At 59.6% G+C, this 12524-nt stretch carries 10 protein-coding genes and 1 pseudogene; 1 reads left to right on the forward strand and 10 read right to left on the reverse strand.

Annotation, left to right across the window (positions count from 1 at the left end):
* Window positions 1-66 precede the first annotated feature (66 nt).
* The 3 genes from K5K95_RS01735 to zwf are packed head-to-tail and all read right to left on the reverse strand — an operon-like array spanning window position 67 to window position 2919.
* On the reverse strand, window positions 67-732 hold the full coding sequence (locus tag K5K95_RS01735; RefSeq protein ID WP_222588141.1) for a bifunctional 4-hydroxy-2-oxoglutarate aldolase/2-dehydro-3-deoxy-phosphogluconate aldolase: 666 nt from the start codon (window positions 730-732) through the stop codon (window positions 67-69).
* A gap of 17 nt (window positions 733-749) precedes the next feature.
* A complete protein-coding gene (gene pgl, locus K5K95_RS01740) occupies window positions 750-1463 on the reverse strand; it encodes a 6-phosphogluconolactonase (RefSeq protein ID WP_222588142.1) in 714 nt (237 codons plus the stop codon).
* Window positions 1450-2919: a glucose-6-phosphate dehydrogenase gene (zwf, locus tag K5K95_RS01745; RefSeq protein WP_222588143.1), complete on the reverse strand. Its 1470-nt coding sequence runs from the start codon at window positions 2917-2919 to the stop codon at window positions 1450-1452. Before zwf ends, pgl begins: the two co-directional genes overlap by 14 nt.
* A 240-nt stretch (window positions 2920-3159) precedes the next feature.
* Here zwf and K5K95_RS01750 point away from each other — a divergent pair, with 240 nt between their 5' ends.
* The gene (locus K5K95_RS01750; RefSeq protein ID WP_173667542.1) at window positions 3160-4020 is read left to right on the forward strand and encodes a MurR/RpiR family transcriptional regulator; all 861 of its coding nucleotides are present in this window, start codon (window positions 3160-3162) and stop codon (window positions 4018-4020) included.
* Between the two features lie 109 nt (window positions 4021-4129).
* Here the strand turns inward: K5K95_RS01750 and K5K95_RS01755 are convergent, their stop codons facing one another.
* From K5K95_RS01755 to K5K95_RS01785, 7 genes and pseudogenes are all read right to left on the reverse strand, one after another.
* The gene (locus K5K95_RS01755) at window positions 4130-4984 is read right to left on the reverse strand and encodes a D-hexose-6-phosphate mutarotase (RefSeq protein WP_222588144.1); all 855 of its coding nucleotides are present in this window, start codon (window positions 4982-4984) and stop codon (window positions 4130-4132) included.
* Between the two features lie 116 nt (window positions 4985-5100).
* The gene (locus tag K5K95_RS01760) at window positions 5101-6447 is read right to left on the reverse strand and encodes a carbohydrate porin (RefSeq protein WP_222588145.1); all 1347 of its coding nucleotides are present in this window, start codon (window positions 6445-6447) and stop codon (window positions 5101-5103) included.
* A gap of 192 nt (window positions 6448-6639) precedes the next feature.
* Window positions 6640-7800, reverse strand: a complete 1161-nt coding sequence (locus tag K5K95_RS01765) for an ABC transporter ATP-binding protein (RefSeq protein ID WP_222588146.1) — start codon at window positions 7798-7800, stop codon at window positions 6640-6642.
* A gap of 2 nt (window positions 7801-7802) precedes the next feature.
* Window positions 7803-8648, reverse strand: a complete 846-nt coding sequence (locus K5K95_RS01770) for a carbohydrate ABC transporter permease (RefSeq protein WP_090187346.1) — start codon at window positions 8646-8648, stop codon at window positions 7803-7805.
* Window positions 8641-9549: a carbohydrate ABC transporter permease gene (locus K5K95_RS01775; RefSeq protein ID WP_090187348.1), complete on the reverse strand. Its 909-nt coding sequence runs from the start codon at window positions 9547-9549 to the stop codon at window positions 8641-8643. Before K5K95_RS01775 ends, K5K95_RS01770 begins: the two co-directional genes overlap by 8 nt.
* 156 nt (window positions 9550-9705) lie before the next feature.
* A pseudogene (locus tag K5K95_RS01780) lies at window positions 9706-10993 on the reverse strand (ABC transporter substrate-binding protein).
* A 117-nt stretch (window positions 10994-11110) separates the two neighbouring features.
* Window positions 11111-12370 carry an AGE family epimerase/isomerase gene (locus K5K95_RS01785; RefSeq protein WP_222588147.1) on the reverse strand — a complete coding sequence of 420 codons (1260 nt, stop codon included), beginning with the start codon at window positions 12368-12370 and terminating at the stop codon, window positions 11111-11113.
* Window positions 12371-12524: the final 154 nt, after the last annotated feature.

A 12524-nucleotide genomic window follows, 5' to 3' on the forward strand; every position in this document is an offset into this window, starting at 1 on the left:
ACGGTGCACCGACCAAGCGCACCGTAAAGCCGTAGAACACACAACGAGGTGTCAGGTAAAAGCCGATCAGTCCAGCAGCGCCAGGGCCTCGGCAGTGCATTCCTGAATGCGGGCCCAGTCGCCGTTCTTGATCCACTCCGGATCAAGCATCCAGCTACCGCCCACGCACATCACGTTTTTCAACGCCATGTAGCTCTTGATGTTGGCCGGGCTGACGCCGCCAGTCGGGCAGAATTTCACTTCGCCGAACGGGCCGCCGAGCGCCTTGATGGCCGCAACGCCACCGCTGACTTCCGCCGGGAACAGCTTGAAGCGGCGATAACCCAGGCCATAGCCTTCCATGATGCCGGAGGCGTTGCTGATGCCTGGCAACAGCGGAATCGGACTGGCGACACTGGCTTCAAGCAGGTCACGGGTGATGCCCGGCGTAACGATGAATTGCGAACCCGCCGCTTCGGCAGCAGCGAGCATGCTGCGATCCAGCACCGTACCGGCACCAGTCACCAGCTCCGGACGCTGCTCACGCAGGATCTGGATGGCCTTGAGGCCGAACTGCGAACGCAGGGTCACTTCCAGGGCCGTCAGGCCACCGGCGGCCAGGGCGTCGGCCAGCGGCAGGACATCCTGTTCGCGAGCGATGGTGATCACCGGCAGAATCCGCGCCTTGGCGCAAAGGCTGTCGATCAGGGCAACTTTGTCCGCCATGGAAACGGTCGGGGATGTGTTTTTCATAGCGGCTGTTCCTTGGCTCATGGGCACCAGTAAATCTCTAACGTAGGTTGCAGAAACGCGCGAATCGGCATGGCGGCGACATCGTCACCGGCCAATGCGGCACTCAGGGTGGTCAGCTTCGACTGACCGGAAATAGATAGAACAGTGGTCTTGGCCGAGGCCAATAGCGCACGACTCATGGTCAGGCGCTGATGCGGCACGGTAGGAGCCAGCATTGGGTAGCAACGACGCGTGCCGTCGACTTGCAAGGCATCGGCCAGGTTCGGGCTGTTCGGGAACAGCGACGCGGTGTGACCGTCATCGCCCATGCCGAGGATCAGCACGTCGATCGGGGGCAATTCGGCGAGCAAACGATCAGCCTGCTCTGCCGCCAGCTCAAGGTTGGCGGTGGCGCTGTACAAGCTCAGAAACTGCGCCTTGGCCGCCGGGCCTTGCAGCAGATAGCGCTTGAGCAGACCGGCATTGCTGTCGGCGTGTTCGACCGGCACCCAACGCTCGTCGGCCAGGGTCACGACAACCTTGGACCAGTCCAGCGTTTGCTTGGCCAGGTGCTGGAAGAACGCCACCGGGCTGCGACCGCCGGAAACCACCAGGGTCGCCGTGCCGCGCGCATCGATTGCCTCGCTCAGTTGCTTGGCCACATTCAGCGCCAGGCCTTCAGCCAACAGCACTGGGCTCTTGAACTCATGGGCGCTGACACCCTGCGGCAGTTTCAAATTAGATATCGCCATACCACGACCTCCCATCCCGCGTGATCAGAGCAATGGAGCTCATGGGGCCCCAGGACCCGGCCGCGTACGGCTTGGGCGCATCACCGGATTTTTTCCACCCGGCGATCAACTGGTCACACCACTTCCACGCGGCTTCAATTTCATCTTTACGGACAAACAGGTTCTGATTGCCGCGCATCACTTCCAGCAATAACCGTTCGTAGGCATCGGGAATCCGCGCGCTACGCCAGGTGTCGGAAAAATTCAGCTGCAACGGACCGCTACGCAACTGCATGCCCTTGTCCAGGCCTTGTTCTTTGGTCATCACGCGCAAGGAAATGCCTTCGTCCGGTTGCAGGCGGATAATCAGCTTGTTGCTGATTTGCAGGCGCTGCTCGGGGGCGAAAATGTAGTGCGACGGTTCCTTGAAGTGGATGACGATCTGCGACAGTTTCTGCGGCATGCGCTTGCCGGTACGCAGGTAGAACGGCACGCCGGCCCAACGCCAGTTGCGGATGTCAGCTCGCAGGGCGACGAAGGTTTCGGTGTCGCTCTGGGTGTTCGAATTCGGTTCTTCCAGGTAACCCGGCACCGGTTTGCCTTCGCTGTAGCCGGCGATGTACTGGCCGCGCACCACTTGCGTGGTCAAGCCTTCCGGGCTGATCGGCGCCAGCGCCTTGAGCACTTTGACTTTCTCGTCACGGATGCTGTCGGCGGACAGGTCGGCCGGCGGGTCCATGGCGATCAGGCACAGCAGCTGGAGCAAGTGGTTCTGGATCATGTCCCGCAGCTGGCCGGCCTTGTCGAAATAGCCCCAACGGCCTTCGATCCCGACTTTCTCGGCCACGGTGATTTCCACGTGGGAGATGTAGTTCTGGTTCCACTGGGTTTCGAACAGACTGTTGGCGAACCGCAGGGCGATCAGGTTCTGGACGGTCTCTTTGCCCAGGTAGTGGTCGATGCGATAGGTGCGATTCTCCGGGAAGAACTGCGCCACGGCATCGTTGACCTTGCGCGAGGATTCCAGGTCCGAACCGATCGGTTTTTCCAGCACCACACGGGTGTTTTCGGCCAGGCCGACCTTCGACAGGTTCTCGCAGATTGCGCCGTAAACAGCTGCCGGGGTGGCGAAGTAGGCAATCACGCGTTGAGCGCTGCCGGCCATTTCAGCCAGGGCGACGTAATCGTCGGCCTTGAGGAAATCCACATGCAGGTAGCTCAAACGGGCCAGGAAGCGTTCGACCACAGCTTCGTCCAGCTCTTTGGCTCCGACGTAACGGCGCAGCTCCGAGGCGATGAACGCCAGGTGCTCCTGCTCGCTGCCAGGCTCACGGGCCAGCGCGATAACGCGCGTGTCCTCGTGCAACAGGCCTGCGCCATCGAGTTGATAAAGGGCAGGAAACAGCTTGCGCAGGGCCAGATCGCCGAGGGCGCCGAACAAGGCAAAGGTGCACGGTTCAACCGTAATCGAAGGCATGATGTTTGTTCTTTTATCAAGTTAAGCTACAAATACCTTTTTTCAAGGCATCACTCAAGGGAAAATGTAGTAATAACCACAACATTTTCGCAAAATACAGATTCCGAGTGGTGGTCGGTCGGAGCCATCAGTAGGATAGGCCACCGTTACGGGCCCGATCAAAGTCCCAATTTGCATAGCCAGGGCCCTTATTTGCATTGCTCTCATGTTTGCGGAGCTAAGGAAACATCTATGGACCGCGTGCGAAATTTACTGGAACAGATCCAGAATCGCCTTGAAGACCTGAACAAGGCAGAACGCAAAGTCGCCGAAGTGATCCTGCTCAACCCAGAGCAAGCCACCCGGTTCAGCATCGCCGCCCTCGCCCAGGCCTCTAAAGTCAGCGAGCCGACGGTCAACCGTTTCTGCCGTTCGTTTGGCGTCAGCGGCTACCCGGAGCTCAAGCTTCAATTAGCCCAGAGCCTGGCCAGTGGCGCGGCGTATGTCAGCCGCGCGGTCGAGGCCGATGACAATCCCGAGGCTTACACCAAGAAAATTTTCGGCAGCGCCATCGCGTCGCTGGACAGTGCGTTGCAGGCACTGGACCCGAACCTGATCAGCCGCGCCGTCGATCTGTTGATCCAGGCCCGGCAGATCCATTTCTTCGGCCTCGGCGCGTCGGCCCCGGTGGCGCTCGATGCGCAGCACAAGTTCTTCCGCTTCAACCTGGCCGTCACCGCCCATGCCGACGTGCTCATGCAGCGCATGATTGCGTCGGTGGCACACACCGGCGAGTTGTTCGTGATCATCTCCTACACCGGCCGCACCCGCGAACTGGTGGAAGTGGCGCGTATCGCCCGGGAGAATGGCGCCTCGGTGCTGGGGTTGACCGCCGAAGGTTCGCCATTGGCCAAGGCCAGTACGTTGAGCCTGAACATTCCGTTGCCCGAAGACACCGACATCTATATGCCGATGACCTCGCGGATCATTCAACTGACGGTGCTGGATGTGCTGGCGACCGGAATGACCTTGCGCCGAGGCGTGGATTTCCAGCCGCATTTGCGCAAGATCAAAGAGAGCCTGAATGCCAGCCGGTATCCGATTGGGGATGAGTTCAACTAATACGCTGATCGTTCCCACGCTCTGCGTGGGAATGCAGCCCGTGACGCTCCGCGTCACTGGACGCGGAGCGTCCCTTGAGGCATTCCCACGCAGAGCGTGGGAACGATCATCAGACCCCTACCCTCGCCTGCAAACTCAAATGCGCCCTCTGCCCCGGCGCCAGGCTGAGGCTATCGGTCCCTCCGCTTGCGGCTTCAACGCACACAAACTCGGAAATCTCGTTCCAGCTCACCCCCAGCAACGGCCGCGTGCCCGGGTGCCAAACCACCGTGTCCGCGTGATCGCCGGTGTCGATGCATAACTCGCGCTGCCAGGCATGGTCCTTGATGTGCAATTCGCCGTCATGCTGGAACACCCGCTGACAGCCACCCTCGACCCGCAATTCACCTTCCTGCTGGCAAACCTGACGGTTCAATTGATCATATCCCTGCGCGCCATCGAGCCCAGACAGCGCTACCTCACCCACGTCGCCAATACGCCAGTAAGCGTGCAACGCCTGACTCAATTGGCACGGCAAACTGTCCTGATGCTCGGTGCTCAGACGTAAATCCATTCGCTCGCCAAGGTGCGCGTGCAAATCCACTTGCCAGTCACATAACTGAAGTTGCCAATGCAGGTGCACGCCATTGTCGTCATGGCGGCTGTCGAGCAGCTTCCAGTCGATCAACCGTGCCCAGCCATGGGAAGGCCAGGCGTTTTCGCTTGGATGACGGCCATACCACGGCCAGCACACCGGCACGCCACCACGAATGGCACCGACCTGCGGCCACTTCGCCGCGCACCAGAGCCAGGGTTTCTGGCCTGTGGGCTGGAAGTGCAACAACTGCGCGCCCTGTCGACTGAACACCGCCTGACACAGCGGATGGTCGATCACCAGCACGTCGCGCTTCTGATAGCGCTCCCACGCAAACACCGGTCGTTCGCGCAACGATTTGAAGAAGCGTTGTAGCGGATGCTCATGCATGTGCCACGGTCCCGAAAAACATCTGTCACCAGGGCGTGCGCGGCCCCCAAAAAAAAGCGGACAGCCAAGGCTGTCCGCAAAAATGCGCACATAGAGAGGAGCTTATCGCAACAACGTTAGAACACCGACTGAATTTTCAGACCCGCTACCAGAGCGTTGTCGACTTCGTCTACACCACCTGGGTGAGTGACGTATTGCAGGTTGGGACGCACGGTCAGCCAGTTGGTCACGTGGAAGCCGTAGTTGATTTCGTAGTTGTATTCGGTGCTGCGCAGCGGCGAGAACAACGGATCGTTGTAGTCGGAAACACCGTTGCTGGCGTTGACCAGCTCAGCGTTTTTCTTCACGTCATCGTTGACATGGATACGGGCAAAACCGATCCCGACGTCGTCTTTTGGACGTGCGTCAAATGGGCCCTTGTACACGAACATCAGCGACTGGTAGTTGTCGACGACGTTGGTGTCCTTGTCGTGGAACGTGGCGTTCGCCGCAACGTTCAGACCACGGGAAGCATCGCCATTGTGGGTGGTGAGTTGCTGCTGCACGACGCCCCAGTAGCCGTGCTTGCTGTCGTGAACGCGGTAGCTGTTACCGGTGGTCGCTGCGTCATTGCCGTTGGAGTCTTTGAGAACGTCATTGGCGTCAGCCGTGCTCTTGTAGTAACCCACACGGTATTCGCCCGGCAGGCCGTTGACCTTAGGCGACCAGACCAATTCCACTGGCAACACGGTGCCCTGGGTGCCGCTGCCGCTGAGCTTGAAGCCGTTGCCGTGTTCCAGCTGCGTCGGGTTCTGGTTGTAGGCACCGATCTGCGCATACAACTCAGGCGTGATGTTGTACTTCACGCGCAACGCCGCCTGGCTGATTGGCCAGTTGTACCAGATGTTGGTGGCCCAGTTGCCCACCTGGGAACCGCAGAACGCCAGGTTCTGGAACTCGCACGGGAAGGTGTTGAAGTCTTCGCCTTCGCCGAAGTAACCGGCCTTGACGTCCAGTTTGCCGTCGAGGAACTGGTGTTGAACCCACAGCTGGGTCAGACGGACCATGTGACCACGGCCGTAGACTTCCTGAGAGGAACTCAAGGTCCCGGCACGCGGATCACCGACGCGGTCATTGGAAATGTTCTGACCGTTACGGTTGGTGAACTGGATCTTGGCCTGGGTGTTATCCCAGCCCCAGAGCTTTTGCAGGTCCAGCGCCACGCCCAGACCAAACTGGTCAGCGTAACGGGCAGTCTTGTCGTCGTTGTAGCCGCCATGAAGGTTGCCGCCAACCTCACCAACGTAGTCGGCCTTGATGTCGATACCCTGCTCAAGCAGCTTGGTCCGCTCGCCCCCCCAATCACCGGTCATCCACTTGGAATCGGCGCTGAACGCGTCAGCCGCATGCACACTACCGACCATCATCATTGCCGCAACAGCTGACAATTGGCAGATAAGCTGAGCGTTGTTCTTCTTCTTCATCCCTACATCCTCGTTTTATTGTTATTAACTGTTTTTATTTAACGCGGTTTACATCACGTGCGACGGATGTCCCCGTCTGTCGCGGATTTCCCCCTGTGGGAGCGGGCTTGCTCGCGAAGAGGTCGGCACATCCAGCATCTATGCTGAATGACACACCGCTTTCGCGAGCAAGCCCGCTCCCACATTTGATTCTCAGCGGCCCTTAAATTGGGCGACGTTGGCGCTATGGCTCTCGGCTTTTGGTTGACCGGCCACGCCCAGGCGCTCACCCGTCTTGGCATCGAACAACAGCACTTTCGATGGATCGAATTGCAGCGTCAGGGTCTCGCCCACGGCCGGTGCAACGTCCGGCGCCAGACGGCAGCAGACTTTGGTTTCATTGAGATTGACGAACACCAGGGTGTCGGGACCGGTTGGCTCGGTGACCTGGACTTCGGCGCGAATGGTCGGCAAACCATTGGCTTCGCTACCTGCCAGCACGATCTGTTCCGGGCGCAGGCCGAGGATCACTTCGCGATCCTCCAGACCGGCGTCCTGCATGCCCATTGGCAATTCGCAACGTGCCTGGCCGCTGTCGAGCAACGCCAGCAGACGACCGTCCTTGCGCTGCAAACGCAGCGGGATGAAGTTCATCGGCGGCGAACCGATGAAGCTCGCCACGAACAAATTGGCCGGGTTGTTGTAGATGTCTTTTGGCGTGCCGAACTGCTGAATGATCCCGTCCTTCATCACCGCCACTTTGTCGCCCAGGGTCATCGCTTCGATCTGGTCGTGGGTCACGTAGACCGTGGTGGTTTTCAGGCGCTGGTGCATCAGTTTCATTTCGGTACGCATCTCGACGCGCAGCTTGGCGTCGAGGTTGGACAGCGGTTCGTCGAACAGATAGATCTTTGGCCGACGCGCCAGGGCGCGGCCCATCGCCACGCGCTGCTGCTGACCACCGGAGAGCTGGCCCGGTTTACGGTTGAGCAAGTGTTCGATCTGCAGCAGCTTGGACACCCGCGCCACTTCCGCTTCGATGTCGGCGGCGGGCATTTTGCGGATCTTCAAGCCAAAGGCGATGTTCTCGCGCACGCTCATGGTCGGGTACAGCGCGTAGGACTGGAACACCATGGCGATGTCGCGGTCTTTGGGGCTCATGCCGCTGACATCCTGGTCACCGATCATGATCGCGCCGCCGGTGATGGTTTCCAGCCCGGCGATGCAATTCATCAGGGTCGATTTACCGCAACCCGAAGGTCCGACCAGGATCAGGAACTCACCATCCTTGATCGACAGTTCGATGTTCTTGAGGGTGTCCGGCAGGCCAGGGCCATAGGTCTTGTTTACATTGCGAAGTTCGAGCGTTGCCATGATTACCCCTTGACTGCGCCGGCCGTCAGCCCGCGCACGAAATACTTGCCTGCGACCACATAGACCAGCAGGGTCGGCAGCCCGGCGATCATCGCCGCCGCCATATCAACGTTGTATTCCTTGGCCCCGGTACTGGTATTGACCAAGTTGTTCAACGCCACCGTAATGGGTTGCGAGTCACCGCTGGAGAACACCACGCCGAACAGGAAGTCGTTCCAGATCTGGGTGAACTGCCAGATCAGGCAGACCATGATGATCGGGGTGGACATCGGCAGGATGATCAAGCGGAAGATGGTGAAGAAGCCCGCGCCATCGAGCCGCGCCGCCTTCACCAGCGCATCGGGCACGCTGACGTAGTAGTTGCGGAAGAACAGCGTGGTAAACGCCAGGCCATACACCACGTGCACGAACACCAGGCCCGTGGTCGTGCTGGCCAGGCCCATCTTGCCGAGGGTGAACGAGGCCGGCAGCAGCACGGTCTGGAACGGCAGGAAGCAACCGAACAGCAGCAGGCCGAAGAACAATTGCGAGCCGCGGAAGCGCCACATCGACAGCACATAGCCGTTCAGCGCGCCGATGGCGGTGGAGATCAGCACCGCCGGAACGGTGATCTTGATCGAGTTCCAGAAGTACCCGTCAACCGTGCCCCAGGCCTTGACCCAGCCAATGCCGCTGACCACGGTCGGCCAGCTCAGCAGGTTGCCGGAGTTGATGTCTTCCGGCGTCTTGAAGCTGGTCAACAGCATGACCACCAGCGGTATCAGGTACAGAAATACGGCAAGGATCAGGACGCCATAGATCGCGATACGACTCAGGCTGATGGAAGGTTTGGCAGCGAAACTAGTCATGACGCTTGGTCCTCAGCTCGGAGTACAGGTAAGGCACGATGATTGCGAGAATCGCACCGAGCATCAGAATCGCACTGGCCGAGCCCATGCCCATCTGGCCGCGACTGAAGGTGAAGGAATACATGAACATCGCAGGCAGGTCGGACGAGTAACCCGGGCCACCGGCCGTCATTGCCGCCACCAGGTCGAAACTCTTGATCGCGATGTGGGCCAGGATCATCACTGCGCTGAAGAACACCGGGCGCAGGCTCGGCAACACCACTTTGAGGTAAATGCGCGGCATGCTCGCGCCATCGATCTGGGCAGCACGGATGATCGATTGATCAACGCCACGCAGACCGGCGAGGAACATCGCCATGATAAAGCCCGAGGCTTGCCAGACCGCTGCGATCACCAGGCAATACACGACGCGATCCGGATCGATCAGCCAGTCCAGGCGAAAGCCTTCCCAGCCCCAGTCACGCAGCAATTTGTCCAGACCCATGCCCGGGTTGAGCAGCCATTTCCAGGCAGTACCGGTGACGATCATCGAGAGCGCCATCGGGTACAGGTAAATGGTGCGAATGAAACCTTCACGACGAATGCGCTGGTCAAGAAACACCGCCAGCAGCACACCGATCACCAGGGTGATACCGATGAACATGCCGCCGAAAAGCGCCAGGTTCTTGCTCGCTACCCACCAGCGATCGTTGTCGAACAACCGTTGGTATTGCGCCAGGCCTGCCCACTTGTAAGTCGGCAGGAAGGTCGACGTGGTGAACGACAGGACGAAGGTCCACAGGATATAGCCATAGAACCCCACCAACACGATGAACATGCTGGGCGCCAGCACCAGTTTGGGGAGCCAGCGCTGCAATGCATCGAACGGCGAGGCCTTGCTGAACACAGCAACAGAACTCATGGGAAGATCCAGTACGTAGAAATAAGGATTACAAGCGTATTCCCTGTGTGGGAGCGGGCTTGCTCGCGAAGGCGTCGTGTCAGTTCATAAAGTGTTGCCTGACACTTCGCTTTCGCGAGCAAGCCCGCTCCCACAGGGGAGCTGCGGCTTTAACAGTTACTTGGCCGCTTTGATCGCCGTGCCGAGTTGCTTGGCGGCAGTGGCCGGATCGGCTTTCGGGTCGTTGATGAAGTTGGTCACGACATCAAAGAACGCGCCTTGTACCGCCAGCGTGGTCGCCATGTTGTGCGCCATGCTCGGCTGCAAGCCGCCGGACTTGGCGTCCGCCAGGAAGTCCTTGGCAGCGGTCGAAACCGTACTTGCCCATGTCGCTCAGCATGTCGTTTCGAACCGGGATCGAGCCTTTGTTGATGCTGAAGACTTTCTGGAAGTTCTCACCCAGCACGATCCTGGCAATGTCCTGCTGAGCAGCAGCAGTGCCCTTGTCTTTCTGCTTGAACACGGCCAGGGAATCGATGTTGTAGGTGAAGGCCTTGTCGGTGCCCGGGAAGGCTACGCACTCGTAGTCTTTGCCGGCGACTTTCTTGGCCGCTGTCCACTCGCTCTTGGCCCAGTCACCCATGATCTGCATGCCGGCCTTGCCGTTGATGACCTTGGCCGCTTCCAGGTTCCAGTCCTGGCCTTTGCCGTCGGCGTCCATGTAGGTCGCGACTTTCTTCAGCTCGGTCAGCGCCTTGACCATCTCGGGACCGGTCAGTGCAGCGTTGTCGAGGTCGACCAGGGCTTTCTTGTAGCCGTCGACGCCCATGACCGAAAGGACCACCGCTTCGAACACGGTGCTGTCCTGCCAAGGCTGGCCGCCGTGGGCAAGCGCAATGAAGCCTGCAGCCTTGAGCTTGTCACCGGCCGCGTAGAATTCCTGAAGGGTGGTTGGCGCTTTTTCGATGCCGGCTTTCTTGAAGACTTCCGGGTTGATCCACAACCAGTTGACGCGGTGAATGTTCACCGGCACGGCCACGTAATCACCGTCGTACTTCACGGTATCGGAGACTTTCTTGTCGAGCAGGCTGTCCCATTTTTCGGTTTTGGCAGTGTCTTTCAAGACGTCGGTATCGAGCAGACCGGTAGACGCCCATTCCTGGATATCCGGACCTTTGATCTGCGCCACACCCGGCGGGTTACCGGCAACGGCACGGCTTTTCAATACGGTCATGGCCGTAGCACCGCCACCACCGGCGACAGCACCGTCCTTCCAGGTGAAACCGTCTTTTTCGACTTGGGCCTTGAGGACATCGACAGCAGCTTTTTCACCACCGGACGTCCACCAGTGAACGACTTCTACCGAACCTTTGGAATCGGCGGCAAGCGTACTCAGGGGGAATGCAGACAGAGGAAGCATTGAAGCGAGAGAAATGACAGTAGCGAGGCGAGAAATCGCATTCATCTAGTAGTACCTTTCTTGTTGTTATGCATGCAAGTCTGGTGCTTGCGCTGCATAGGATTTTAAACAGGAGTCATCCCTTCGCAGGTAACGAAGGGACGTTGGAATGTCACCGCATGGTTACACAGGAGCGCTCTGGGACACCTGTCCCAAAGCCGTGGCCATGCTCGGTGCCAACGGCAGGCGCGGGATCAAGACGGCTTGCCAGGCGTGATACAAATCCGGTTTGCCACCCCAGATATCAGCGCTTGGGTGGTTTTGCGGGTCCAGTTCATGGTGCCAACTGCCACCTTCACGGTCGATGAAATGACTGTCACAGAATTCCCAGAACAGTCGGTACCAGGCTTCGTATTGTTCATCGCCGGTACGTTTGAGCAGCGCACTGGCCGCGGCGCTGGCTTCGCAATGGGTCCAATGCAGGCGATGGCTGACCACGGCGCGATTGTTCCAGTCCAGCGTGTAGACAATCCCGGGCAGCCCGTCGACATTCCAGCCATGGCGGCAATTGTTATCGAAGAGTTTTTGCGCATCGGTCGCCAGCCAGCCCGGCGTGAGCATCCCGGCCTGGACCCGCGCAGCCTCGAGGTGCAGTAACAACCGCGCCCACTCGAAACCGTGTCCCGGAGTGGTGCCGTAGGGACGAAAACCATCGGCCGGGTTGTCGTGGTTGTAGTCACGCAGCGGTTGCCAGTCGCGGTCGAAATGCTCGACCACCAGGTAATCGTTGGCCGCGGCGTGACCGTGGATCACCCGCTCGACGATCCGTTGCGCGCGGACCAGCCAGCGGTTGTCATCGGTGACATCGGCCAGTGCGAGGAAGGCTTCGGTGGTGTGCATGTTGCTGTTGGCGCCGCGATAGGCCTCTTCCTCGCCCCAGTCGCGGTTGAAGGATTCGCGCATCGCGCCCTCCTCCTCGCTCCAGAAATGCGTGTCGATGATGTTGATCGCGTCATCGAGCAAGGCCTGCGCGCCGGGCCGCCGGGCGACCACCGCCGAACTCGCGGCCAGCGCGACAAAGGCATGCAGGTAGGCGGCCTTGCCGGTGTTGTCGTGAAGTGGATGGGCGCTGGCGAACCAGCCACCGTGCTCGGCATCTTTCAACGGACCGCTGAGCGCCTGCACGCCATGGTCCACCAGTTCGGCAAACCCCGGCAGCCCCTGGATATGCGCCATGGCGAAGCTGTGGGTCATGCGCGCGGTGTTCATGGTTTCGGCTTGGGCGTTGGCCGGGAGGCGGCCCTTGTCATCGAGATTGCCAAAGCCTTCCGCAAGCTTTGAAGCCTTGGCAAACGCCAGCAGGCGCAGGCCTTCGGCGGCGAGCCAGTGTTGATGGGCAGGTGCGTTCAGCCAACTGCTGAAAGCCGGTTGGAAGGTGTCCATGGGGTGCCTTTTTTGTTGTTTTGACTGGTCGCAGTCTAAACAACGGCGGGTGGCGGGCTTGTAACGAAGGGGGCGAGTTATGTCACCGCTCTGTGACATTTGCCTTGAGGTATTTGATTAATGGTCTGACGCCTTCGCGAGCAAGCCCGCTCCC

Origin of the sequence: Pseudomonas sp. DR48 (assembly GCF_019823085.1) — a bacterium.
GTDB lineage: Bacteria > Pseudomonadota > Gammaproteobacteria > Pseudomonadales > Pseudomonadaceae > Aquipseudomonas.